Origin of the sequence: Mesorhizobium sp. M1334, from assembly GCF_040317995.1 — a bacterium.
Taxonomy (GTDB): Bacteria; Pseudomonadota; Alphaproteobacteria; order Rhizobiales; family Rhizobiaceae; genus Mesorhizobium.
Genome location: NZ_JAMYLM010000016.1, coordinates 1 through 24,661 on the forward strand (window position 1 = coordinate 1; position 24,661 = coordinate 24,661).

Below are 24,661 nucleotides of genomic sequence, written 5' to 3' on the forward strand. Positions count from 1 at the left end.
GGCCCCTTGACAACGAAATCCCCATACAAGGTGTCCACCAAAATAGGTGGACACCTTGTGATGGAAGAAGATGAGCAGAAACTGCGGGTGAGGCTTGTCGGTCCGGACGGGCGACGCCAGTCAGCGGTCCGTCCACGAACTGCTGGCGCGAGCGGCATCGAAGCACACTTTGCTGCGGTGATCACTTTTCAGGCCGGCTTCCAACGCGGCAAAGCCACGCTTATAATCGCGGGTATTTATATATTTATCGTCTTGGGCCATAAATTTTCCGAAAGCGTCTTCGTTGTAAACTGTTTGAGAACAATTCAAATACGCGGCTTTCTGATACCCAGTTTCGTAAGCGATCGAACCGGCGTGGACGGTGGTTGAAACGAATGAGGTGATACAAATCGCCATTGCTGCAACGGACACGCTGCCCACGCAAAATGATTTCATGGTTGTTGCCCTACCCAAAACGCGAAGAACTTGCCAAAAATCTTGCCCTGAAACAAGACACCCATGGAATCGCCCTCAACGCAGTTCGCACGCGGTAGCCGCGTAGCCTTGGAATCGTCCCAACAGAGCCCGCCGTGCCGAAAGGTGCGGCGGGCTTTTGTTCGCTCCTAGCGGTACGCTCTCTCGGTCTGATTTTGAGCTATGAAATGCACGCTCGGCGACGAAACCGGTTGGTTGACGAGATCAGCGACAGGGCTTCGTGAAACGGGCGATCTCGCGAAGGAATTGCGCGAGGGAAGTGATCCGTGCCCTTCCTGAGCGGGATCCTGATACAATACCCCATGGCCGTCCGAATGCGGTTGTCCTCGCGCTTCTTTTCGCCTTCGCCTACGGTTTCGCAAAACTCGTGAAACACTATGGCGGCGTTCGCGACCAGCCCTCTCCGTGTGAAAACTTGCCACATCCTGATTGTCCTGATCCCAGCGCGCCTCCTCAGAAAGAAACCAAGCTTTGAGCTGGTGCGTGCGTGGAGCTGCAACATTGGAACGGCTAGGCCTGACACTGTCGAATGCATCACTCCGTCGCTTTTTCGTTTAGGGGCCGCTTATCGACTGGCAAATTAGCGAAACCAAGCGATCGAGCGCATCCTTGTGGAGCGCACCTGTAGGGCGCCACGCAAGGAAATCATCCACGCTCTGCCAGTGCACCGGATTTGACCCAGCGTTCGGCCGGCTGAATTCCACATAGAGATGCAGATCGTCAGGCACAAAGACGATTCTCCACGTTCCCTGTGCGTCGGCGGCGAGGCTGTAAGCGAGGACGGTCATGGCGGGCACTCCTTCGCCCCGAAGCCTGCCTATCCCCGCTGCGCAAATCCATCGCAAGAAGTTGGTATTGACAGCGGTTTTTTGCGTTTTGTCGGACGTGATTGACCTGCACTCCTGATCATGAGCGGAATGAGGACATTCAGTCGGGGGCATGGGTCGGGAAATGACATTTCAGGCAGCCGCATTGATGGTAACATTGGTTGCCGCAACGCTCGCCACAGCCGAGGAAAGGAGCCGCCATATATTCGCGCTCCTATTCGAAGGAATAGGTAAACCCTTGGCCTGAGGCGCCAACAGTGACCTTTGTCATCTTTTCACCAGCGAGCGACCGGTTCAGCACACCGCGGCTCAACTCCGGGAGGAGCGTGTTGGTCAGAATTGCGTCGATCATCCTGCCGCCCGATTCAATTTCCGTGCAGCGGGTCTTGACCAGATCCATGACACCGTCGCCGATTACCAATTCCGCGTCGTTGGTTGCACGCAGCCGGCGAGCAATCTTAGCAAATTGATGACGTGTGATCGCTTCGATCATCGAATCGGAAAGCGGAAAGTAAGGGATGGTCACCACCCGGCCGAGAAAGGCCGCTGGGAAGACCTTCAGCAACGGGCTGCGTAATGCGGTGTCCAGTTCATCGAGCCCTGCCCGTACCGCGCCATTCCTTGTGCGGTCCATGATGACTTCGGAGCCGACATTCGACGTGAGAAGGATCAGCGTGTTCTTGAAATCGATCCGTCTGCCTTCACTGTCGTCCATCATCCCTTTATCAAACACCTGGAAGAAGATTTCGTGCACGTCCGGATGCGCCTTCTCGACTTCGTCGAGAAGGATCACCGAATAGGGCTTGCGCCGCACCGCCTCGGTGAGAATTCCGCCCTTGCCGTAGCCGACATAGCCGGGGGGCGCGCCCTTCAAGGTAGAGACCGTATGCGCCTCCTGGAATTCGGACATGTTGATCGAGATCAGGTTCTGCTCTCCGCCGTAGAGCGTTTCGGCCAGTGCCAAAGCGGTTTCGGTCTTGCCGACGCCCGAGGGGCCGCAAAGCAGGAATACACCCACTGGCTTTTCCGGAGCGCCGAGACCGGCGCGGCTGGTCTGCACGCGCTTGGCGATCATCTCCATCGCATGATCCTGTCCGACAACGCGCTCGGACAGAGTGACCGCGAGCCGCAGCGCCTTCTCGGTCTGACTCGACAGCATCCGGCCCGTCGGGATGCCGGTCCAGTCCTGAACCACGGCCGCCACGGCGTTGCGGTCGACCGATGGCAGGATCAGCGGTGTTTCGCCTTGCGCCTCGGCCAGTTCGCTCATCAGTTCGCGCAGCCGAGCGAGATCGGCAGCCGGATGGGGAGGCGCAGGACCACCTGCCGCCGGAACCTTCGCCTCGGCATTGGACAGTTCGGCCTCAGGCACCTCCCCGCTCTTGGTCTCCGTGGCGGCCTCGTGCCCTTCCACGGCATCGAGCGGCACGCCGTCGCCGCGCAGCCTTGCACGCAATTCGAGTATCTCGGCCACCAGCGCCTTTTCGCGCTCCCAGCGCTGCTGCGCGGCTGCGAGCGTGCGTTCGGTCTCGGCAAGCCCAGCCTCGACCCGTGCCTGCCGCTCGGCCACTTCGATGCCGATTGCAGCCTCGCGGCCAATAATGCCGCGCTCGACCTCCAGCGCCTGGCGGCGGCGCATGATGTCCTCGACCTCGGCTGGCGTGGCGTGCTGCGATACCGCAACACGGGCGCAGGCGGTGTCGAGAAGGCTGACCGCCTTGTCCGGCAGCTGCCGCGCCGGGATGTAGCGATGTGACAGGCCGACCGCCGCGTCGATCGCCTCATCCAATATCTGAACCTTGTGGTGCTGTTCGAGGACGCCGGCCACGCCGCGCAACATGAGGATGGCCACCGATTCCGAAGGCTCGTCAATCTTTACCACCTGGAAGCGGCGGGTCAGTGCCGGGTCTTTCTCGATGTGCTGCTTGTATTCCGCCCAGGTCGTGGCCGCTATCGTGCGAAGCTCGCCGCGTGCCAGCGCCGGCTTGAGCAGATTGGCAGCGTCGCCGGTTCCGGCAGCACCACCGGCGCCGATCAGGGTGTGGGCTTCATCAATGAAGAGGATGACCGGCGATTCAGAGGATTGAACTTCGTCGATTACGGCCTTCAGCCGTTTTTCGAATTCACCCTTTACGCTAGCGCCTGCCTGCATCAATCCGACGTCGAGCATGCGCACGCTCACTCCCTGCAGTGGGGGCGGTACATCGCCTTTGGCGATGCGCAGAGCAAAACCCTCCACGACTGCAGTCTTGCCGACGCCCGCCTCGCCGGTCAGGATCGGATTGTTCTGGCGGCGTCGCATCAATATGTCGACAATCTGCCTGATCTCAGGATCGCGGCCGACGACCGGGTCGATCTTTCCATCGCGGGCGCGCTGGGTCAGGTCGGTGGCGTATTTGGCCAATGCCGAATCCCCGCCCGGAGTCCGCCGCGGGGCCTCTGTCGCGGTGACCGTTGGCGCAGCGCCGGCTTCGAGTGAGCCCTCCGTGACATCGGCGAAGCGCGTCACGACGGCGTCGGCATCGATCTTGTCGAACTCGCCGCTGATCTTCGACAGCAGGCCTTCCAGCACCGGTGTCTTCAGGCAAGCAAGCAGAACATGTGCGCTGCGGACCTCCTCCACGCCGAATTCCAGTGTTGCCAGATTCCAGGCCTCCTGGATGGCGTGGAAGATATGGTCGGAAAACTCTTCGATCGAGGTTGCGCCATAGGGCAGCTTGTCCACCGCGCGCGTCATATCGGCCGTAAGTCGGCTCGCATCCAGTCCTGCATCGGCAATCATCATTTGCACATCCGAGCGGTCGGAGAGCACCAGCTGCTCGATGAAGTGGACGAGTTCGACGTAAGGATTGCCGCGCAGCTTGGCACTGTCAGCCGCTGCCTTGAAGGCGCGCAACCCTAGAGGGTTGAGCTTGCCGACCAGTTCCTTGCGCTTGAAGCTCTGCGATGACCGGCGCTGTTCCATCGAACGTGCTCCTGCACTCTGCAAGTCGATAACCTGCCACATAAGCAGCCGCTTGACAAAGTGCGGGATGAACAAAGGTTTCGATGCCCCGTCATGCGGGCTCCCATCATTCGTCGAAGATGCCGCATCGCGGCCGCAAACAACCACGAGCCTGACAGCCCAGGTGAGACGCATTCCCGATCCACGGCCCGGCAAACACGCCGGCGGATTCAACAATCAAGACAAGGCTGCATTAGCTTTTGTTAATTTTTTCCGTACTCGCTGAATTGTGGAAAAGCGCAACCGTGTGATAACGTAGCGGCAGGTTCGGCCTCAGGGCCGGTGACTGGGGGATCGGTGTGATCGACGTCGCACTCTGGCTTGCTCCGCTCGACGGTGAAAATCCGTCGGGAGAGGATTTGCGTAACGATCCGGCGTTTCACGAACTGGAGCGCCTGACAGAGCCTCAGGTCAAGGTTGTCCATGACGGCAACAACAAGCCGGTCTCGCAAAGCACCATTCCTGTCGACTGGCCAGCAGTAATCACCAAGGCCGAGGAATTGCGCGCGCGTGGCCGCGACCTGCGCCTGATTGTAATTGTCACACGCGCACTGGCCAACGAGCAGGGACTGGCCGGGTTGGCGCAGGGTCTGACGCTTATTGGGCGGACATTCGACCAGCATTGGGAAACCATGCACCCGGGGCTGCGGCCCAACACGTCGCCTCGCGAAGCCGCCTTGCGCCGCATCAATGCGCTGCTCGACCTTCAAAATGGTCAGGACGGGCTGTTGGCCAACCTGCGGCAAATGACTTTGTTTGCGCCACGCTCGATCGGACCGATCAGCGGACGCGATTTGGAACAAGCTGCGCTCGACGACCGCCTCATGCTACAAGAAGCAGCGTCAGGATTGAACGCGGCCGAAAAAGCAGCGCTTGTCAGTGCGCATGGACAATTGTTGAACCGTGTCCGTGCCGGGTGCGCGGCACAGGCGGATCAAGCCAACGAGGAAATGCAGTCGCTCATTACCGATGCGCGCGCGGCGGTCGCGGCACTGGAAGCCGTCGAGACAGCCCTCAACGCTCGCCTTGAAGGCAGCGGCGGGACCACCATTCCCGAATTAAAACGGTTCCTGCAGCGTTTGCTGACAACCCTCGAGCGCAACTCGGCTGCCGGCGCGATGGCGAATGGCGCAGTAAAGCCGTCCGCTTCGCCGGCAGAACAGGTAATGCCTGCCCGAAACGGTCATGGAGCCGATACTATGGCAAGTGTGGCTAGCTACGCTGACTCGAGCACCGGACTTCCCGACCGGATTACTTCGCGCGACGACGTGGTGAAATGCCTGGACCTCGTCGTCGCCTTTTATGACCGGACCGAACCGTCGAGCCCGATTCCCCACCTCGCCCGCCGTGTGCGCCGGATGGTGCATATGGATTTTGTTGAACTGATGGAAGATCTCGCCCCGTCGGGACTGAAGGAGTTCCGGCTGCTTGCCGGCGTTCCCGATGCCAAGAAGACGGCTCAGAAGGATGAAAGGTAGCAAGCAATGCCAGCCGAAAGCAAAGCCAAGGTCATCGAACGAAATCGCGCGCCGCGGGTGCAGATCGCCTACGACGTGGAAACCTATGGCAGTCCAACGACAATCGAGCTGCCGTTCGTCATGGCCGTCATGGCGGACCTTTCAGGCGCTTCGCAGACCAAGGAAGCGTCGAAGTCGATACTGGACCGCTCCTTTGTCGAGACCGATGCGAACCGTTTCCCGCGTTTCATGGAGGCACTTGGACCACGCGTGAAAGCCCGCGTGAAGAATACGCTGCCCCAGGCCGAAGGCGCCGAGCGGGACGAGGAGCTGGCGCTCGACCTTACCTTCACCAAGATGGGCGACTTCGCGCCGGACAAGATTGCCGAGCAGGTCCCACAGTTGGCCGAAATCCTCAAGATGCGCCGCCAGCTCGAGGAACTTCTCGGCTTCATGGACGGGCGTGTGGATGCCGAAAAGCGCATTGCGCAACTGCTGAACAATGAACCGCTTCTTGGCAAGATCGCCAGCCAGGCGCTGGCGGACGACAAGGCAGGGGAATGACCATGGCCGAACAGCAAAAAACCGCCGCCGTCGCCGAGGCGGAAACCATCGATCTTGGAGAATTCAGCGGGCTCCTCGAGAAGGATTTCAAGGTCAAGAAGGACGACAGCGAGAAGCTGCAGCAGCTCGTGCGCAATCTCGCGCTTGCAGCGCAAACACGGTCCGATACCACCACCATCTCGTCCAATGCGATCAAGTCGATCAAGTCGCTGATCGCCGGGATCGACAAGATGCTGTCGGAACAGGTCAACGAAATCCTGCACGCGCCGGAAGTGCGCGAAATGGAGGGCACATGGCGTGGGCTGTGGTATCTCGTCAACAATACCGAGACCGATCAGAAGCTGAAGATCCGGGTGATGAACATTTCCAAGGAGCAGCTGGCCGACACCCTCGAGGATTATGAGGGCCAGATGTGGGATCAGAGCCCGATCTTCAAGAAACTTTATACGGACGAGTATTCGATGCTTGGCGGCGAGCCGATCGGCTGTGTGATCGGCGCCTACGAATTCTCGAACCACCCGCGCGACGTCGGTCTTTTGCGCAACATCTCCGGGATCTGCGCCTCTGCGCACACGCCGTTCATCGCAGCTGCCTCGCCGCGCCTGTTCCGTATGGACAGCTGGCAGGAATTGCCGAACCCGCAAGACCTGCAGCAGATCGTCTCCAACCCGGCCTATGCCTCCTGGCAGTCGCTGCGCGAGAGCGAGGACGCGCGCTACATCGGCCTGACCATGCCTCGCGTTCTGGCGCGACTGCCGTATGGCACGGACACCGTTCCGGTGAAGGGCTTCACCTTCGAGGAGGAGGTGCACGGCGATCACAACAAATATGTCTGGATGAATGCCGCCTTCCCGATGGGCGTCAATATAAACCGCAGCCACAAGCTCTATGGCTGGGGCACGCAGATCCGCGGTGTCGAAAATGGCGGCACGGTCCTCAACCTGCCGGTGCACAGCTTCCCGACCGATGACGGCTCGATAGCGATGAAATGTCCGACAGAGGTCGCCATCGACGACCGGCGCGAGGCTGAGCTGGCCAAGCTCGGCCTGATGCCCATCCTGCATCGAAAGAATACCGATCTCGCGGCCTTTATTGGCGCGCATTCGCTGCAGGACGACGAGACAAGGGCAGGACGGCTGGTCGACCCCGATGCACAGGCCAACGAGCGGCTAAGCGCCAACCTGCCCTATCTGTTTCCGGTGTCGCGTTTTGCCCATTACCTTAAGGCGATCGCGCGCGACAAGGTCGGTTCGTTCAAGGAACGCTCCGATATGCAGATCTGGCTGACCGAATGGATCAACCGCTACGTGCTGGCCAACCCGGCCTTTGCCGACGACAAGGCGCGCGCCAAGCGCCCGCTTGCCGCCGCCGAGGTCCAGGTGGACAGCGTGGAGGGGCGGCCGGGCTACTACAATGCTCGCTTCTATCTGCGCCCGCACTATCAGCTGGAGGGCATCAATGCCTCGCTCCGACTGGTGTCGGAACTTCCGTCGGTGAAGACTTGATTTGTACAAACAACATCTTGGTTTTTGAAAGCGGTGGAGAAGGAAAATGCCCACAAATACGAAGATTGATGGCTTTCTGAAGGTTCCAGATATCAAGGGCCCAAGCGTTCGAGACGGCCACGAGGACGAAATCGAAATCCATGGCGTCGATTACAAGATGATCGCGCCCTATGATCCAAATTCGCTCTCGCGCCGCGGTCGTGTGTCTTTGGGTATGATCAAGTTCACCAAGCACTATGACAAGTCTTCGCCCTACCTGAAAAAGGCGCTGTTCGAGAACAAGGCGCTGGACGAAGTCGTGTTTTCGGCACGGCGGACCATTGATGGTGAGACCAAGGATTACCTGGTCGTCACACTCACCGACGCCTCGATCATGGAATACGACATGTCGCAGGCCGAGGATGAGGAAGACCTGATCGAGGAAGAGGTCAGCTTCGCATACAAGAAGATAAAGTTCGTCTACGACGACAACGACGAAATCGAAATGGATGTCTATGTCGGCAAGTGAGGCGCGGCGGCCCGGCGCGGACAAGTCGCTGGGTAGCGGCAGTTCGCGAGCAAAGCGCGAAGCGGTCCAGCCCTCTCTGTGGGACCGCCTCGTAAACGATCTGCCGGGCGTGACCTCCGAGATAGACGGACTGCGCCAGGCACTGCAGGACGAGCTTGGCGCGGAGCGGCTGGACAACCTGGTTGCGGCTAGTGCGCGGCTCATCGACGCCGACACGGAGTTGACGGCCGACCAGAAGCGGCGTCTGCATCGCCTGGCCTTTCAGAGCCAGCACCGCGCTGAAATCGAAAGCCGCGGCGTGGTGGTGTCGGCTCGTGTGCTCAAGGAGGCTGTGCGGCGCGATGTCGAGGCTTTGTTCAACACCGAACGCTTCGAGGCCATTCCGCTGCTTTCCGACCTTGAAACCGAGCAGGCTGCGGACAACCCGCCGTCGCTCGCCGATTTTCCGGAGGTGCGTCGCAGCGTCGTCAATTACGGCGTGCCTTCCTTCTCGGGCCGTTCCTCCCGCGACTTCGATCGCGAGGCCCTGGCGCGCGAGATCCGCTCGGTGCTTGCCACCTTCGAGCCGCGTCTCAAGGACAGTGCAACAAAGGTTACGGTAACCCTTGGCGACAAAACCGTGGGCCTGAAGATCGAAATAGATGCGGTGTTGATCATGACGCCGACGCCCGAACGCATGCGCCTGCGCACCACGATCAACCTCGATAACGGCTTGGCTCGGACCGAATTTAGGGAAGCCTGAGATGGATCGGGTCTTCGTAGAATATTACGAGGAGGAACTGACCCATATCCGTGCGCTCGCGGCAGAATTTGCCGACATGCATCCGGCCGTGGCACGCAACCTTTCACTCGATACGGTCCCCTGTCCGGACCCCTATGTCGAGCGGCTGCTTGACGGTGTTGCCTTCTTGGCCGCGCGGACCCGGCTCAAGGTTGATGCGGAACGCTCGCGCTTCTCGCGAGCCGTCCTTGATGTTCTCTATCCCGATCTTGTCACGCCGGCGCCGGCAACGGCCATGGTGGTCCTCAGACCCGGCCAGCAGGTCCAGACAATGATTGGGGGGCATGTCGTCAAGCGCAACACGCGGCTGGTTTCCAGCCTCCAGCCTGGCCTGTCGACGCGTTGCACGTTCACCACCGCCCAGGACATCACGCTGTGGCCGATAGCCATCACCTCGGTCGGGTATTTTCAGGATCGCAGCGCCTTGGCGGCAGCCGGCATCACGCGGATCGGCGGTGTCGATGGCGAGGCGGCGCTTCGCATCACGCTGGCCCGTACTGGAAAAGGCAAGCTCGACGAACTGTCGCTCGACCGGCTTGATCTCTACTTTGCCGCGCGCACCAAGGCACCACTGCTTTTCGATGCGATTTTCGGCGCCTGCTCAGCCGTTGGTGCACGACCGGGAGGCAAGACCAACCCAATATCGGCGTTGCCGCCACCCGAAATGGTCGGCATCAGCGACGACGAGGCTCTGATGCCTCGTACACGTCCGACCTTCGAAGGATATCGTCTTCTGCGCGAACATTTCATGATGCCGGAGCGCTTTCACTATGCTCGGGTTTCGGGGTTGCAGCCCATCGTGCGCAGATGCACAGCCGAGCTCGAGATCATCTTCATCTTCAGGCGTCCGGCGCCTGAACTTGCCGATCTGATGGCGGCCGATTTTGAACTTTTCGCAACGCCGATCATCAATCTGTTCGAACGCGAGTGCAACGTCGTCGAGCTCGATCCGCGCAAAACGCGGCAGGTGCTGCATGCCGACCGCACGCGAGCGCGGGACTTCGAAATCTATCGGGTTATCCGCGTCGAGGACGCCGACAGCGAGGGCAGCGACGCCACAATCCCGGAGCTCTTCAGCCTGGGACAGAACCGCGGCAGCGGCTGGGTTTATTCCACCGAACGGCGCCCACGCCGCCCGACGGAGGAGGAACGGCGCGATGGCCTCACCCGCACTTCATACACGGGCGATGACGTTTTCCTGGCGATTTCACGCCCAGCGGAAAGTCCACCGAACCGGCCGCTGAAGCGCGTCGACATCGTGGCGCTCTGCACCAACCGCGATCTGCCGATCCTTGACGACAACCCTACCTTCACGCTGGAAGCCGGCGATCCGGTCGAAACGATCCGGCTTCTCGGCGCATTGCGCCCGCCTCGCGCAGCCATCCCCGCAGCGCTGCCGGCGGGCGCGGCGGGTGAATCGCGAGCCGACAATCTCGCCTGGCGGCTTGTAGCGCAGCTCGCGCTCAACTTTCTAAGCCTTGCAAAGGAAGGTCGCGGCGTCGAGCCGCTGCATGCGCTGCTTGAGCTTTACGCCGACAGGGGAGACCCGAGCCTCGCCCGCAATGTGCACTCGATCGTGCGCATCGACTCCCGGTCGGTCATCGAGCGGCTGCAGATCGATGGGCCGATGTGCTTCGGACGAGGCACGGAGGTGACATTGCATGTCGATCAATCGGTCCTGGCGGGGCAAAGCACCTTGCTGCTTTCGGCCCTGCTGGCACGGCTGTTTGCCCGTCATGCCGGAATAAACGGCTTTGTGCGAACCCGCACATGGCTGCTGCAGAAGCAGGAGGATGTGCCATGGCCGATGACGCCCGGCAATCGCTACCTGATCTAGACAAGCCTGGCCGGTACGAAGAGCTGTCGGATGCGTTCGACTTCTTCGAGCTGTTGCGGCGACTCGAACGGAGAGGCGGGCTGTTCGGCTATTCCGGCCCGCCGGAGCGCGAACCCTCGCGGCTCGGGCAGCATGTCCGTCTCAGCTTTTCCGCCAAGGACTTGGCAGAATTCCGCGAAGCGACTGACAAAGCGCCCGCCCGGGTTACGGTCGCAAACATTGGTCTGATGGGACCTGAAGGTCCGATGCCCCTGCATTTGACGCGCTGGGTGCTCGATCGCCTGTCGCAACGCTGGTTCACAGGCGCCGATGCGCAGCAGACCAGCGACACAACCTTCATGGACTTCGTCAACATTCTTCAGAACCGGATGATCGCGCTGTATTACAGGGCTTGGGCGGATGCGCATCCGGCGGTTCAGGTCGAGCGCGCGGCAGGCGGGCGCGTTCGCGCCATGCTCGAAGCCATGGCGGGGATAGGGCTTCCCGGCACCCACAACCCCGAACTGGACGCCGTGAAGCTGCGTCAGGCAGCTTCGCTTGCCAATCAGGTCGACGGCCCCGAGCGGCTGACGCAGTTCCTGGCGGAGGCGTTCAAGGTGCCGGTCCAGATCAGGGAGTTCATCGCTGCCTGGATGACCATACCAGCCGCGCTCCAGACACGCCTAGGCAAAGCCTACATAGCGCTCGGCCGGGGAGCAACGATCGGTCCGCGTGTCTTCAACCGTCAAAGCAGGATCGAGCTCCGCGTCGGCCCGCTGGACTACGAGGAGTTCAAGGCGTTCCTGCCGGGCGGTCAGCGCCTCAAATTGTTCAAGCAGGCCGTTAGCGACATGGTCGGCGAATCGCTCGACGTCGATCTGCGCATCGTGCTGGCGCGCGATGCCGTTCCGCCGCCGCGTATTGGAACCGTCCAACTCGCCCGGACCGCGTGGCTTGCGCGGCCCGCTGAAAGGGGCGATGCTGACGACATGCGGCTGCGGACATTAGTCGGCTGGCGGCAGGAAGGGGCGGAGGTCGCGGCATGAGTCTGCTGCTGACGCTGGAGCAAGGGCCACGCACCCAGGCGGTACGGCAGGCCCGGCTTGACGAGGGGGAACTGGTGATCGGCCGCAGCGCGGACGCCGGCTGGCAGATCGACGATCCCGACATGTTCGTTTCGCGCGCCCATTGCAGGATCACTGGTGGGCGCGACGGATATTTCGTCACCGATACGTCAAGCAGCGGATTGTTCATAGACGACTCCGACAGCCCGCTCGGTGCCGGCAAGTCGACGCGTCTTCGCAATGGCATGCGGCTGAGACTGGGCGATTACGTCGTATATGTCGATCTGCAGACGCCGAGTGCCCAAGCCACAGCAGCAGCAGCCGCAGGGCCAGGTCCGGAGCGCTCCCCACCGGCGTCTCGGGCGCCGGTCAGCATCGGCCGTGACGATTTCTTTTCAGCCACCGTGGAAGAAGAGCCGCAGCGGCCACGTCCAGCCGGGCTGCCGAACCCGTTCGAGCAGCCGATCCCGGGTGCGTTCGAACGGGCCAATTCCAGACAGCGCAGCTCGCCTGCTTTCGATGACCCGTTCAGCCTCGATCCGATCGCAACACCCGTATCCAAAGGCACCGCAGGACCAGCCCGCGCGCCCAACCAGACAGACCCATCCGGCCTCGACTCGGGATCGTTCCCCAACAGCTCAACGGAGCCCCCGACGGCAAAGCTGCCGGAATTCAATGACGACTTCGGTTTTGGGCCAGCCGCGGCGCCCAGCCCGGGACGCGATGCGGGCTCGACCGGTCAGCGCGAGCGCGACGCCCAACCACTGCAAGCGGCCAATCCCTGGGACGTGCCCGTGCGAGCGGCAGATACCCCTCCGCCAATGCGAGCAGGCCCAGCCGCCAGCCCCGCCCGCCAGCCGCCTGCGAGGCAGCACGCCGAAATGGCGCTTCGCACCGCATTCCTGCGCGGCATGGGGATCGCGGAAGCCGATTTTCCCGGGCGCGATGCCGTCGCCGAGATGGAGAAGTTCGGCCGCGAATATCGGCTTATGATGGAAGGATTGATGCAGCTGCTACGCAAGCGTGCCGAAGAAAAGGGAAATGCTCGCGTTGCGCAGACAATGGTCGGAGCCTCCGAGGTCAATCCGCTCAAGTTTCTGCCGACGGTCGACGACGCTATCGTGACGCTTATCGCCGAACGCAGCCCCGGATTTCTGGCCGGCGAAGCGGCTATCGCGGATGCGGTTCGCGACCTCGCACAACATCACGTACGCGCCTGGCGCGGCGTGCAGGCCGCCTTGCGGCGGATGGTCGACCGTTTTGAGCCGGCAGCCATCGAAGAAGAGCTGAAATCGAGTTCCGCGATCGGCACGCTGTTGTCGGGCGGGCGCGGCGCCAAGCTGTGGGAGCTTTACCAGAAACGCCATCGTGAAATCGCCGAGAGCGCGGAAAAGAGCTTTCTCGGCGAAATCGGCGCTGATTTTCGGGATGCATATGAGGAGGAGTAACACATGATCGATCGACGCGAATTTATCGTTGCCTTGGGTGCGACCGGGCTGCTTACGGCCTGTCAAAGCGCCGGGCCGCCAAAACCGTCGGTCATCACGGTCAAGCTGACAGGGGCGGCCGGCATGAACCCTGGACCAGGCGGCGGCGACCGGCCAGTGACGGTGCTGGCCATGCGGCTGCGCAGCACCGGTAAGTTCAATTCCGCCGACTACTTTGCCTTGCAGGGGGATGCCGGCTCGGCACTGGCAGGTGATCTCATCGGATCCGACCAGATTGCCGTCGCGCCTGGAAAAACCGCGACCAAGACCATTACGGTTGAACCGGATGCGACGGCCCTGGGCTTCGTTGCACTTATCCGTGAGCCTGGCGGGCGAAACTGGCGGACGACCAAATCGGTTTCGCCCGGATCAAACTTTGCGATCAATGTCACACTCGGCAGCGGCGGCATTTCCGCCTGACGGCCAAGGCAAGGGGAGCTCGATGCAGAGAGTAGCCGGATGAGCGATGCAAACAGGGTGCTGTGGTCCGAGGGCCTTTTTCTGCGGACCCAGCATTTCCAGCAGCAGGACCGTTTCTTCGAGGCGACTGTGCGCGGCGCGTTGCAGGCCGGCCAGCTGCACACGTTCGGCTTTCAGCAATTGACCCTGGATAAGGCATTGCTCGATGCCGGCCAGATCTCGATCCTGTCTGCACGAGGCATTTTCCCTGACGGTACCCCCTTCTCCATTCCGGATCTGATGGACGCGCCGCGTCCGCTGCCGGTCACCCCGGATACAGGCGCCGGCCCAGTGCTGGTCGCCCTGCCGCTCGAGCCGGCCGGCGGCGTTGGCTTCGATCCCGCGCATGCGCCACCCAGCGGTGCGCGCTATCATGGACGGATCGTTTCGGTGCGCGATGCCGTCCAGGGCGGTTCAGACCCCGAAGAAATCGAAATCGCCCGACCGCAATCGCTGTTGCTTGCACCCGGCAAATCGGTCGGCGGCTATACCGCCCTGCCGATAGCCGACATCAAGGGGGTTCGCGCCGATGGCGGCGTTTCGCTGGACGAGACATTCCTGCCACCGGCCCTGGTTACTGGTGCAGTGGCCTGGTACCGGCAATTGCTTCTGGAGGTCGTCACAGGCCTTGACCAGATCGCCGAGGCGCATGGCAAGATGGTCATGGGCGGGCCAGGGCGCAGTGTCGAAGACCTGTTGATGCTCAACCTCGCCAACGCGGCGCGTCCGCGCCTGGCCCATATGCTGGCGCAGGATGTTTTCCATCCGGCCGAACTCTATCTGGAACTGGCCGGGCTTGCCGGTTCGATGGCGACCTACGGCTCGAGCGCGCGGCGACTGGGCGAGCTGCCGGCTTACGATCACATGGCGCCCGGCCCGCCGTTTTCGGCGCTGGCGGATGCATTGCGCTCACTGATCCTGAGCCTGCGCTACATCGAGCCGAAATCGCGCGCGCTGCCCGTCATGCGTCATTCGACCAATGTTTGGAAAATCCGCATCGACAATCCGAAGCTGCTGGTGGCCAGCCGGATCGTCATCCGGGTCGGTTCGGAACTGTCGGAGGACGCGCTACGCAAGATATTCGTCAACCAGGCGACCGTGGGCTCCGCGGATGAGTTCGAGGGCCTGTGGAAGTCCCGCCTGCCCGGCATCCCGCTGAAACCGCTTCATTCGCAACCGCGCGAGATTCCTTACGACGGCGATCGGCTGTGCCTTGAGCTCGACCAGAAAAGCGAGCACTGGGCATCGCTGCTCGGTGCCCCAGGCTTCGTCATTGGCGTTTCGGGTGTACTGCCGAGCGAACCGCAGGTGGACTGCTATTCGGTGAACAGGTGAAACCATGAGCCGGGATGATCCTTTCGGACTGTCGGAGGATCGCGAACGCACTCGCATCAGGCTGACCGGCACGCCGATGCCGCGGCCGATGGCGGCATCCTTGCCGGGCGGGCCGGTAAAACGCTCGCGCACCCACCCGAACGGCCTTGTCAACGCCTTCGCGCCCCTGCTCGAGTTTGCGCCGGAGCTTGAGAGCGCGCTGCCACCGGAGAATCCGGAAGTGTTACGAACCAGGCTGCTCGAAGAACTGGTTCGGGCACGCGACACGGCAATGGCGGCGGGGTCGTCGATGGAACGGGCCGATCAGGCAGCCTGGGTGGTGGCGGCCTTGCTCGACGATCTGGCACTGAACACGCCCTGGGGCGGGGCCAGCGCGTGGCCGCGTCAGCCGCTTGTGGTCATGTTGCGGGGCGATGTCGACGCCGGCACGCAGTTCTTTACACGGCTCGACGAACTGGAACGTCATCCGAACCGAGATCGCGAATTGCTCGAACTCCAGTATGACTGCCTGGCACTCGGTTTTCGCGGCAAGTATCGCGTGCCCGGCCGGTCGGGCGATCGCTCGCTCAATGCCGTTCGTGTGGCCGCGGCACGTTTCCTGCGCGATGCCGACGCCGAGAATGCCCCGCTGTCACCAAACTGGAAGGGCGTCATCGCATCCGATGAGCCGCAGCGCGTCATCGTTCCGATCTGGGTGATGGCCCTGGCCGCAACGGTTATCGCCACCGCGACTTATGTCGGGCTCTCGATGGGACTCAGCAGCCAGGCGGTTGAGCTTTCAGCGCTGGTCCGCGCCTTGCCGCCGCCGACACGTGGCGACATCAGCCGCGTGTCGCCAACGGTCGATGTCCCGCCGCCGGAGACTGTGGATTTTGCACTGCTGCCCGAATTTGAGGCCGGGGCGCCGGGCAATCTCAGATCGGCTCTCAGCGGCACGGAGAGCGTTTCGCTGGCCAAGCTGGTCATCCAGGCATCCAACCCCGAACTGTTCCAGTCGTCGCGGCCAACACTGACGGAAGGATTCGAGCCGCTGATCGGCTCGATCGCCAAGGTGATCCTTGCCAATCGTGACCTGATCGGCAACATCACTGTGGTCGGACATACGGACGGGGTTCCTCTGCAAAGAACCAATCCGCTGTCGACCAACCAGCGACTGTCTGAGGCTCGCGCCCAGACCATTGCCGACATGCTGGTACAAAACGGAGTGCCGCAGGAACGCGTCCATTCCGAGGGCCGGGCAGCCACGGATCCAGTGGCCGACGACGGCACGCGCGAGGGCCGGGCCCTGAACCGGCGCGTTGAGGTGCTGGTCGAAAAGAGGCTGTGAGATGTTCATCCTGCGCTTCCTCTGGGCGGTCCTGACATCGCGCTGGCTGTGGACACTGATTGGCATCACGCTGCTTTCGTTGGTGATCTGGGTATTCGGGCCGATCGTCAGGGTCGGACCCTACGACCCTTTCGCCTCGGACAATGTGCGCATCGTCATCATCGCGCTGCTGGTCATCTTCTGGCTGATCTGGCTGATCGTTGCCCAGCGTCGGGCGATCCGTGCCAACCGGATGTTCGTCGCCGAAATCGCCGCGCCGGCGGTGGAGAAGCCACTCAGCCCCGGCGAAGAGAATGTCGCTGCCGTCGGTGCCAAGTTCGCCGAGGTCATGGCCGAGTTGAAGCGCCGCAAACTGGGCGGTCGCAAGTTCCTGCGCGAGATGCCGTGGTACGTTATCGTCGGGCCGCCGGCCACCGGCAAGACCACAGCCTTGCGGCAGTCGGGGTTGAACTTTCCGATCGACCTGACCGACGACCTGCAAGGGGTCGGCGGCACGCGCAATTGCGACTGGTTCTTTTCGGAGAGCGCGGTTCTGATCGACACTGCAGGCCGTTATGTCCAACAGGAGAGCCAACCCGACGTCGACGCGGTGGAGTGGCTGGGCTTCCTCGACCTTTTGAAGAAGCACCGGGGCCGTCGCGCGCTCAACGGTGTGATCGTCGCGCTTTCGATCGATGTGCTTTCGGAGGGCGACGACGCCATCAAGGCGCATGGCCGCAAGATCCGGCGTCGGCTGGCCGAGCTCAACGATCGCCTCGAGATCCGCCTTCCGGTCTATCTGATGCTGACCAAAGCCGACCTGATCAAGGGATTTGAGGCTTTCTTCGGCGGTTTGTCGACGGCGGCGCGCGAGCAGGTCTGGGGGACCACGTTCGCACTCGACGCGCATGTGGATGCAAGGACCATCGAGCGGGAAATCGCGACGTTAGCAACCGAGCTCGAGCGGCGGCTGGTGCCCCGGCTGGAGGATGAGGACAAGCTTGCCGCCCGCGCCGAAATCTTCAGGTTTCCCGCCCAACTCGCCAGCCTGTCCGAGCCGATCCAGGTACTGGTCGAGGCGATGTTCGGGGAAAGCCGGTATGAGGAGGCCCCCTGGCTGCGTGGCCTTTATCTGACATCGGCGACCCAGGAAGGGGCGCCGATCGACCGGCTGACCGCAGCGCTGTCTGCCTCCTTCGGCCTTCCGCCGCGCCGGGCGTTGCCCGCGCCGCGTGTCGAAAAACGCAGCTTCTTCCTAAAGAATCTGCTTACCGAAGTCATCTTCAAGGAAGCCGGCCTCGGCACCTTCGATCCGCTGGCGCAACGCCGCCGCGCCTGGGTCTGGCGTGGCGCGGCTGCCGCATGTGCCGCAGCCGCCCTGCTGGTCAGCGGGCTGTTCACCTGGTCCTATTACGACAACCGCAACGCGATCGCGGCCCAGGCAAGCCAGTTCGAGGCGCTGCAGACGCCACTGACCTCGGCCGCGGCAAACCCGGCATCCGTAGAACAGCCTGCCATCGATGTCGCCCTCGGTGCCATGGATGAGGTCGCAAATGCCCGCACCCCACCGCCTGGCGCAGCACAGGATTTGCTGGGGCCATCAGCCTCGGCGGAACTGGTGCGAGCACAGACCGACACTTACGATCACGCTTTGCGCAATATTCTTGAGCCGCACATGGTGGCGCTGCTCGAGGCGACGATGTGGCGGCAGATCCGCGATCCGGACTTCATGCTTGGCGCGCTGAAGACCTATCGCATGATGACCGGCCTCTCCCAGATGGATCCGGATTTCGCCCAGAACTGGTGGGTAAACAGTCTGCCCGAATTCGCGGCCGCGGCCCCCTTCCCGACAGCTGACGCGGAAGAGCACCAGCTTGCCGCGATCCGTCGCATGGCGGTTGACGCCAGTTATATCACCCCGGACCAGGCACTGGTTGCAGAGGCATTAAAAACCGTCTGCACGATTTCCTTGCCGGCGCGTGCCTACAAGCAGTTGCTGGCCGACCCGGCGGTGGCTGCGCTCAAGGAATGGATCCCTGCAAACTTCGCCGGCCCAAACGGCGCCAAAGTCTTTGCGCGGCGTTCCGACAAGACGCTTCGGGTCGGCATTTCGGGAGCGTTCACCTATGCCGGCTTCCATGACGCCATTCTCGACCGGGTCGAGGATGTCGCCGCCCAGGCAGCACTCGACCGGGCGGTGTTCGCCGGCGGTTGCTCGGAGAATTCCGAAACCTCGGTGTCGGCGCTGTCAGAGGATATTCTGAAACTTTATTACGACGACTATATCGCGCAATGGGACAGCTTCCTGCGCGACATGAGGCTTGCGCCACTAACCGACCTAAACGTCGCCAGTGAAAACCTCAAGGATCTTTCAAGCGCCGACTCCGCGCTGAAGCGCCTGGTCACCGCGGTGGTCCAGGAGACCGAGCTTACGCGATCCGATGAAGCGCCGGCAAACGACAAAGCGGCGGCAGGTGGCTCGAAACTGCTTGGCAAGCTGGGCAAGCTTGGCAAAATCGTAAAAACCGGAGCAAAGCTTTTGCCGCGTGCGGGATCCGCCGACGAAGTGGATCTTACCGGCAGTCTGGTGGCCGAGCATTTCAAGCCGCTCAAGGGTGCCATCGCCGAGGTCGAGGGCCAGCCGCCGGCGCTCGACGCCGCCATTGTCGCGCTCACCGCACTGTCCAACGTGCTGCAGACGGTAACGGCCAATCCCGATCCTCAGGACGCCATCAAGAAGCAGGGCGGCCTGGCAGAACTGACTGGAGCAGTTGCCAGGCAGGCGCAGATCCTGCCCGACCCAATCGACGATTGGTTGGGCGGCATTGCCGGCGATACCAGCGGCCTCACGCAGAACGCGGTCACCTCGGAGCTCAACGCGATCTGGCGAGCCGACGTCCTGCCGTTCTGCCAGGCAGCACTCAACAACCGCTATCCTTTCAGCCCTGACAGCGCCGTAGACGTCAATGTTCGCGACTTCGCCCGCCTGTTCGGACCGGCAGGGCTGATCGACAACTTCATAAACGACCACCTGATCAGCTATGTCGACACGTCGGCGCAGCCATGGAAATGGCGCGCCGATTTCGGCCTCGATCCTTCGGCACTGGCCGCGTTAGAACAGGCAAGACGGATCCGCGATGATCTCTTTCCCGGCGGTACAGGCCCGCTGATGAGCTTCACGCTCGAACCGAAGGACCTGTCGCCCAATGTTGCGCGCGTGACGCTCAACCTCGACGGCCAGAACCTCGTCTACTATAACAATGCAACGAGGCCGCAGCCGATGACATGGCCCGGCAAGGACGGCACAGGGGTCATCTCGCTTGCCTTCCAACCGATCGATGGCTCGCCCGAAATCTTGCTCAACGAGACCGGCAGCTGGGCGTGGCTGAGAATGTTGCGCAGCGGTCGCTTCACAGGCACCGCGCTGTCGGATGTCTACAGCCTGCGCTTGGGGACGAACGGCATGTACGCCGATTTCCAACTCAAGGCTGCCAGCGTCGAAAATCCCTATAACCTGCAGATGTTCAAGAAATTCTCATGTCCGCCGCAGATCTGATTTTGCCGGGCTTCCACGGCAAAATACCTGCCACCGGCGATTTCGTAACGCGGCGGCTAACGGGGAATTTTGTTCGCCCTTGGGACCGCTGGCTGGCGCAGCATTTCGCCCCGCTCATTGGCTCGCAATCCTGGCCTCGCAGCACGGCGCTACGGTTTCTGACCGGCTCGCATTTTGTTGGCGCATCGGCGGGCATCATCTTGCAGAGCGCCGACAGAGTTGGCAGGCGGTTTCCCCTAAGCGTCGTCGCGCAGCTTCCCGAGGCTCCCAGTCAGCTTGCCCATGCCGATGCATGGTTTGCCGAAATCGAAAAGCTGGCCATTGCCGCCCAGGGCGGCGAGCTGACGCCGGATGAATTGGATGGCGCACTGGCTGCACTGCCGGTGCCGCCGGTCGAGTCCGGCGAAGAGCTCATCAGCGATGTGGTAATGTGGACGGCGCGTTCGGACATATTCGATATTGATCCGCATTCACCTCAAACGACGCTGGAACAAATCTTCGCGGCAAGCTGGGAGAACAGCTGATGCAGATCTGGAACCAGATGGGCTATCCGCACCAATTCACCATGGGCATGGACAAGGCCGGCCATGAGTGGATTGTCGTGGTGGTGAAGGGCACGTTCGACTTTCCCGCGATGCCTGGCGGGCCGGTCCAAAAATCGGCGAAACAGGTTGCGCTGGTCATGGCCGACACGCACATTGATGCGCCAGGCTATTCGGCCACCCTATGGGAAACGGATTTCGCTTTCCGCAAGACCCGCTGTGATGTGATCGCCAACGGCTTTGCATACGCTCCGGGGGAGCGCCCAGCCGAACGTGTACCGGTCGGCATCAAGGTCGGCAATTGGTCGAAATTGTTCGAAGTCGTCGGGCACCGCGAGTGGCGCGCCATAGGACCGGTGTTTACCTCTACCGCCCCGCAGCCATTCCTGAAACTGCCGATCTCATACAACGTTGCCTGGGGTGGCGTCGACAGACTGGACCCGGAGGACGAACTTCCGGCTAGCTACAAGTACAATCCGGTCGGAACCGGCTGGTCGCGGACCAAAAACCAGCGTCTCATCCCAGGCCTACGGCTACCCAATACGCAAGCTGTCGACGAAGAAATCCGCTCGCCATTCGGCGACTACAAGCCGATGAGTTTTGGTCCGATGGGGCGTGGCTGGCCCGGACGGATCGAATATGGCGGCACCTACGATCAGAACTGGATCGACAACATTTTCCCCTTCTTGCCGCCCGACTTCGACGAGCGCTATTTCCAGATGGCGCCGGCCGACCAACAGATCGATCTGCCGAAAGGCGGCGAGGAAGTGCAGTTGGTGAATCTGACGCCTGACGGGCGGGTGAGCTTTCGGCTACCCTCGACGGCACTGCCTATCACTTTATTCAAGGGCCGGCAAAAGGCTTACGAAGCCGATATTTATCCTGACACCGTTCTCCTCGAGCCGGAGAAGCGCCGCTTCTCGCTGGTCTGGCGTCTATCGCAACGCATTCAGCGGACCATCATCGATTTCTCGGAGTGCTGGGTCGGCCCGCCGACGCCGGCTATGTTGAGGGCGAGGAGCAAGGGGAAACGTTATGTTCGCATAAACCGCGTCACGCCGGTGCGAGAGAGCGAAGTCGCATGAGCGCGAGGCTCGACATCGTCTCGATCGGCATGGTGACGGCTGTCGGCCTCGACGCGCCGTCCGCCTGCGCGGCGATGCGGGCACGACTCGATGGATTCCAACAGACGCGGCTACTTGGCTCCGCCGGCGAATGGCTGACCGGTGCGCCAATCCCGCTGCCGCGCAATTGGATCGGCGACAGGCGCATGGCGCATTTGGCAGCTGGCGCCATTTGCGAAGCATTCGACAGCGTAGCCGGGGCACGCGGCCAGACGGCGCTGATTCTGTGCCTTCCCGAGGAGGACAGGCCTGGTAGGTGTGTCCGTGATGATTCCGGTTTGCTCAGGAGCATTGCCGAGATCGTCGAAATCGAGCTGCATCCAAGCTGCAGAATAATCGCGCATGGAAGACCTTCCGGCATTGTCGCGTTGGATCATGCTCGACGGCTGCTGGCGTCAGGCGATGTGCCCTTTGTCATGATTGCCGGCGTTGACAGCTATCTAACGAGCCAGACGGTCACCCATTATCTTTCACGCAACCGCATCCTTACGCCTCGAAATCCCAACGGGTTCATACCCGGTGAAGCGGCGGCGGCGGTGATCTGCACCCAAAATCGGCAAACAGGAATGCGGCTGTTCGGGCTTGGGCTCTCACGCGAGAACGCGTCGATCTACAATACCGAAGATTTGCCACTTCGCGCCGACGGCATGACGGCAGCCTATCGCGCGGCGTTCGAAGAAACTGGAATCGAAATGAACCGCCTCGGATACCGTATCGCCGATCTCGTAGGGGAGCAGTATTGGTTCAAGCAGAGCGCGCTGGCCAGCCTGCGCCTGCTGCGCGGCCGGCACGAATTCCAGGACATCTGGTCGCCGGGCGAATCCCTCGGCAATATCGGAGCCGCCGTGGTGCCGCTCATGATTGGTATGGCGTTTACCGCCGCGCGCAAAGATTATGCCGCGGGAAACCCGGTTTTGATCGAGGCATCTAATGATGCCGGCGCCTGCGGCGCAGCGATCGTGGCATCGAGGCCGCTGTGATGGGCGCAGTGTTCGCCAACGGGCTGGAAATTTCCGGCAAGGCTGTGAACGCGCAGACGATCGCCGCATTCCCCGATGTCTGTTTCACACCGCCGGAAAACCCGGCAACGCCGCCTGGAGTACCCATCCCCTACCCCAGCTTCGGAATGGCCAGCGACACCGAACAAGGCACTGGCACCGTCAAAATCGGCGGCAAGACTGTCAACATCAAGAACAAGTCGGACCTATCCAGGACATCCGGAACCGAGGCCGGCTGCGCCGCCAAGAAAGGCATCATCACATCAAAGAATACCGGAAAGGGCTACTTCAATTCCTGGTCCAACGATGTGAAGTTCGATGGCGAGCCGGTCATCCGCATGACGGATCTGGCCACCAACAATCATGCATCGCCGACCGGAAACACGGTTACGTGGCCGCACACGGCGGCAATAAGCGTCAATGGGCAAGACTGCGCGACAATTCTGAACAACGTTGGGATATACATCCATCAACACAAGGATTCCGATTGCCAGCACCCGACCGAGTCCGAGCACTGCTTCGAGAATCAGATGTTCCAGCGTAGTCGCGGTGGCGAGAACTATTCCGGCTGGGGAAACTACGACGTCGACACAGCGCCCTGCATCTGCATGGAATCCTACAAGAAAACCAAGACCGGATATCGCAAATCCGGGTCCGGGTCGAAGCGCGGCTCGCCGCACAACAAGAAGACTAAAGACGTCCGTGATTTCTTGAAGAAAAAGCGCAGCCCGACCCTAGGCGATGCGATCAAGAAGGTGCAGCAAGCGGTCGGCGACCATCATGAAAAGCTGCAGAGCTGCACAAAACAGGAGAAGGAGGACGCGCTCGAATGTCTCAAGCTCGTTCTCCTCGACTACCTTGCTGACTGCGCCAGAGCACCAAAGCCGACGCACGCTCAGTTGTTGGCTAAACCGATAAGGAAGAAGTGATGCGTGAACCTGAGACCATCGCCGATTTCGACCCCGAAGAAATCGATGTCCAAGCCATTGACGGATTCCATCATGGTGGCAATCGCTTCAGCGCGAGCTTCGAGTTGAGCGATCCCGATGACGAGTTCAGCCGGTCCTATCTTCTCGAAATCGAGCTGGGGCGAACCATTCGCTTCAACGCAAGGCTTCAGATCGAGGACGCATTACGCTCGCACGTCAGTTTCGGAAGTCAGGATCATATCGCGCTCGAACTCGGCGGGATCATCCACGACCTCCCGCCCGGGGCGGCGTTACGCACGGAATTGCCCGAAGGTGTGCTGACGCGCTTATGGGCGCCGTCCCGCGACCGTGTTTTCGCGATTGGAGGGCTCGGCGTGAGTTATCTGCGTGAGCGAGGCCAATGGGACCAATTGGACACTTTTGAGAAGGCTGTGCTCAACGATATCCATGGCCGAGAGGGCGGGCCAATCTATTGCGCTGGCGACCGAGGACTTCTTCTAACGCTCAACGGGCGACACTGGGACCGTATTGATCTGGGTGTCGAGGAAAACTTCAACACCGTCCTGGCCGGCGCTGAAGGCGAGATATACATCGGTGGGGCGAACGGGGCGGCCTACGAGCTGCGCGACAGCCAATTGATTTTGCTGAAGGCCGATGAGGTCGACTACTACGACATCTGTGAATTTCGCGGCAAACGATACTGGTCGGACATGAGCTATGGCGTTTCGGTGCAGCAAGGACGTGAGCTCGTGCCAACACTGGAAACGGAACAGGGCTTTACAATGTCGGCGACCGATGAGTTTCTTGTTGTCGCGGGCTGGCACGAATTCTTTCTGTTCGACGGCACCGACTGGTCTGGGTTCGAAATGGGCTATGACGGCAACATTTTTCTGCGAGCCGTCGATATGAACAACTATCGCTAGAG

At 61.5% G+C, this 24,661-nt stretch carries 19 protein-coding genes and 1 pseudogene; 18 read left to right on the forward strand and 2 right to left on the reverse strand.

Going from position 1 to position 24,661, the window contains the following annotated elements; genetic code table 11:
- Window positions 1–369 (forward strand): annotated as a pseudogene (locus tag NKH17_RS23280) (hypothetical protein); the annotation flags it as partial.
- A 659-nt stretch (window positions 370–1,028) separates the two neighbouring features.
- On the opposite strand, the gene NKH17_RS23285 reads toward NKH17_RS23280, so the two are convergent.
- Window positions 1,029–1,262, reverse strand: a complete 234-nt coding sequence (locus tag NKH17_RS23285; protein ID WP_352902047.1) for a hypothetical protein — start codon at window positions 1,260–1,262, stop codon at window positions 1,029–1,031.
- Between the two features lie 253 nt (window positions 1,263–1,515).
- Window positions 1,516–4,266 (reverse strand): type VI secretion system ATPase TssH, encoded by a 2,751-nt coding sequence (gene tssH / locus NKH17_RS23290; protein ID WP_352902045.1) that lies wholly within the window; start codon window positions 4,264–4,266, stop codon window positions 1,516–1,518.
- Between the two features lie 338 nt (window positions 4,267–4,604).
- Here tssH and tssA point away from each other — a divergent pair, with 338 nt between their 5' ends.
- Genes tssA through NKH17_RS23375 form a run of 17 tightly spaced genes read left to right on the forward strand, consistent with a single transcriptional unit; the run spans window position 4,605 to window position 24,659 of the window.
- The gene (gene tssA, locus NKH17_RS23295; protein WP_352902042.1) at window positions 4,605–5,783 is read left to right on the forward strand and encodes a type VI secretion system protein TssA; all 1,179 of its coding nucleotides are present in this window, start codon (window positions 4,605–4,607) and stop codon (window positions 5,781–5,783) included.
- A 6-nt stretch (window positions 5,784–5,789) separates the two neighbouring features.
- Window positions 5,790–6,326 (forward strand): type VI secretion system contractile sheath small subunit, encoded by a 537-nt coding sequence (gene tssB / locus NKH17_RS23300; protein WP_352508039.1) that lies wholly within the window; start codon window positions 5,790–5,792, stop codon window positions 6,324–6,326.
- 2 nt (window positions 6,327–6,328) lie between these two features.
- Window positions 6,329–7,831 (forward strand): type VI secretion system contractile sheath large subunit, encoded by a 1,503-nt coding sequence (gene tssC, locus NKH17_RS23305; protein WP_352479411.1) that lies wholly within the window; start codon window positions 6,329–6,331, stop codon window positions 7,829–7,831.
- A gap of 46 nt (window positions 7,832–7,877) precedes the next feature.
- Window positions 7,878–8,339, forward strand: coding sequence for an Hcp family type VI secretion system effector (locus NKH17_RS23310; protein ID WP_352902040.1), 462 nt, complete (start codon window positions 7,878–7,880; stop codon window positions 8,337–8,339).
- Entirely contained in the window at window positions 8,326–9,081 is a 756-nt protein-coding gene (gene tssE, locus NKH17_RS23315) for a type VI secretion system baseplate subunit TssE (RefSeq protein ID WP_352508053.1), read from the forward strand. The genes NKH17_RS23310 and tssE overlap by 14 nt, the downstream gene beginning before the upstream one ends.
- A 1-nt stretch (window position 9,082) precedes the next feature.
- Window positions 9,083–10,957 (forward strand): type VI secretion system baseplate subunit TssF, encoded by a 1,875-nt coding sequence (gene tssF, locus NKH17_RS23320; RefSeq protein WP_352902038.1) that lies wholly within the window; start codon window positions 9,083–9,085, stop codon window positions 10,955–10,957.
- The gene (tssG, locus tag NKH17_RS23325) at window positions 10,921–11,982 is read left to right on the forward strand and encodes a type VI secretion system baseplate subunit TssG (protein WP_352902036.1); all 1,062 of its coding nucleotides are present in this window, start codon (window positions 10,921–10,923) and stop codon (window positions 11,980–11,982) included. Before tssF ends, tssG begins: the two co-directional genes overlap by 37 nt.
- The gene (gene tagH / locus NKH17_RS23330; RefSeq protein WP_352902033.1) at window positions 11,979–13,448 is read left to right on the forward strand and encodes a type VI secretion system-associated FHA domain protein TagH; all 1,470 of its coding nucleotides are present in this window, start codon (window positions 11,979–11,981) and stop codon (window positions 13,446–13,448) included. Before tssG ends, tagH begins: the two co-directional genes overlap by 4 nt.
- A 3-nt stretch (window positions 13,449–13,451) precedes the next feature.
- Window positions 13,452–13,907, forward strand: a complete 456-nt coding sequence (gene tssJ / locus NKH17_RS23335; protein WP_352648180.1) for a type VI secretion system lipoprotein TssJ — start codon at window positions 13,452–13,454, stop codon at window positions 13,905–13,907.
- A 39-nt stretch (window positions 13,908–13,946) separates the two neighbouring features.
- Window positions 13,947–15,281 (forward strand): type VI secretion system baseplate subunit TssK, encoded by a 1,335-nt coding sequence (gene tssK / locus NKH17_RS23340; protein WP_023720336.1) that lies wholly within the window; start codon window positions 13,947–13,949, stop codon window positions 15,279–15,281.
- A 4-nt stretch (window positions 15,282–15,285) separates the two neighbouring features.
- Window positions 15,286–16,608: a type IVB secretion system protein IcmH/DotU gene (gene icmH, locus NKH17_RS23345; RefSeq protein ID WP_352902029.1), complete on the forward strand. Its 1,323-nt coding sequence runs from the start codon at window positions 15,286–15,288 to the stop codon at window positions 16,606–16,608.
- Between the two features lies 1 nt (window position 16,609).
- Window positions 16,610–20,143: a type VI secretion system membrane subunit TssM gene (tssM, locus tag NKH17_RS23350; protein WP_352902027.1), complete on the forward strand. Its 3,534-nt coding sequence runs from the start codon at window positions 16,610–16,612 to the stop codon at window positions 20,141–20,143.
- Window positions 20,125–20,667 (forward strand): type VI secretion system-associated protein TagF, encoded by a 543-nt coding sequence (tagF, locus tag NKH17_RS23355; RefSeq protein ID WP_352902024.1) that lies wholly within the window; start codon window positions 20,125–20,127, stop codon window positions 20,665–20,667. Before tssM ends, tagF begins: the two co-directional genes overlap by 19 nt.
- Window positions 20,667–21,770 (forward strand): DUF2169 family type VI secretion system accessory protein, encoded by a 1,104-nt coding sequence (locus NKH17_RS23360; protein ID WP_352902023.1) that lies wholly within the window; start codon window positions 20,667–20,669, stop codon window positions 21,768–21,770. The genes tagF and NKH17_RS23360 overlap by 1 nt, the downstream gene beginning before the upstream one ends.
- Window positions 21,767–22,789, forward strand: coding sequence for a 3-oxoacyl-ACP synthase (locus tag NKH17_RS23365; RefSeq protein WP_352902021.1), 1,023 nt, complete (start codon window positions 21,767–21,769; stop codon window positions 22,787–22,789). The genes NKH17_RS23360 and NKH17_RS23365 overlap by 4 nt, the downstream gene beginning before the upstream one ends.
- Window positions 22,789–23,736, forward strand: coding sequence for a DUF4150 domain-containing protein (locus NKH17_RS23370; protein ID WP_352902019.1), 948 nt, complete (start codon window positions 22,789–22,791; stop codon window positions 23,734–23,736). Before NKH17_RS23365 ends, NKH17_RS23370 begins: the two co-directional genes overlap by 1 nt.
- A complete protein-coding gene (locus NKH17_RS23375; RefSeq protein ID WP_352902018.1) occupies window positions 23,736–24,659 on the forward strand; it encodes a beta propeller repeat protein in 924 nt (307 codons plus the stop codon). Before NKH17_RS23370 ends, NKH17_RS23375 begins: the two co-directional genes overlap by 1 nt.
- Window positions 24,660–24,661: the final 2 nt, after the last annotated feature.

Coding starts and splice junctions, on each gene's coding strand:
- NKH17_RS23310 (WP_352902040.1), top strand. CDS start 7,878: ATGCCCACAAATACGAAGATTGATGGCTTTCTGAAGGTTCCAGATATC.
- NKH17_RS23375 (WP_352902018.1), top strand. CDS start 23,736: ATGCGTGAACCTGAGACCATCGCCGATTTCGACCCCGAAGAAATCGAT.
- icmH (WP_352902029.1), top strand. CDS start 15,286: ATGAGCCGGGATGATCCTTTCGGACTGTCGGAGGATCGCGAACGCACT.
- tssC (WP_352479411.1), top strand. CDS start 6,329: ATGGCCGAACAGCAAAAAACCGCCGCCGTCGCCGAGGCGGAAACCATC.
- tssK (WP_023720336.1), top strand. CDS start 13,947: ATGAGCGATGCAAACAGGGTGCTGTGGTCCGAGGGCCTTTTTCTGCGG.
- NKH17_RS23365 (WP_352902021.1), top strand. CDS start 21,767: ATGAGCGCGAGGCTCGACATCGTCTCGATCGGCATGGTGACGGCTGTC.
- tssE (WP_352508053.1), top strand. CDS start 8,326: ATGTCGGCAAGTGAGGCGCGGCGGCCCGGCGCGGACAAGTCGCTGGGT.
- tssJ (WP_352648180.1), top strand. CDS start 13,452: ATGATCGATCGACGCGAATTTATCGTTGCCTTGGGTGCGACCGGGCTG.
- NKH17_RS23360 (WP_352902023.1), top strand. CDS start 20,667: ATGCAGATCTGGAACCAGATGGGCTATCCGCACCAATTCACCATGGGC.
- tssM (WP_352902027.1), top strand. CDS start 16,610: ATGTTCATCCTGCGCTTCCTCTGGGCGGTCCTGACATCGCGCTGGCTG.
- tssB (WP_352508039.1), top strand. CDS start 5,790: ATGCCAGCCGAAAGCAAAGCCAAGGTCATCGAACGAAATCGCGCGCCG.
- tssH (WP_352902045.1), bottom strand. CDS start 4,266: ATGGAACAGCGCCGGTCATCGCAGAGCTTCAAGCGCAAGGAACTGGTC.
- tagF (WP_352902024.1), top strand. CDS start 20,125: ATGTCCGCCGCAGATCTGATTTTGCCGGGCTTCCACGGCAAAATACCT.
- tssG (WP_352902036.1), top strand. CDS start 10,921: ATGGCCGATGACGCCCGGCAATCGCTACCTGATCTAGACAAGCCTGGC.
- NKH17_RS23285 (WP_352902047.1), bottom strand. CDS start 1,262: ATGACCGTCCTCGCTTACAGCCTCGCCGCCGACGCACAGGGAACGTGG.
- tssF (WP_352902038.1), top strand. CDS start 9,083: ATGGATCGGGTCTTCGTAGAATATTACGAGGAGGAACTGACCCATATC.
- NKH17_RS23370 (WP_352902019.1), top strand. CDS start 22,789: ATGGGCGCAGTGTTCGCCAACGGGCTGGAAATTTCCGGCAAGGCTGTG.
- tagH (WP_352902033.1), top strand. CDS start 11,979: ATGAGTCTGCTGCTGACGCTGGAGCAAGGGCCACGCACCCAGGCGGTA.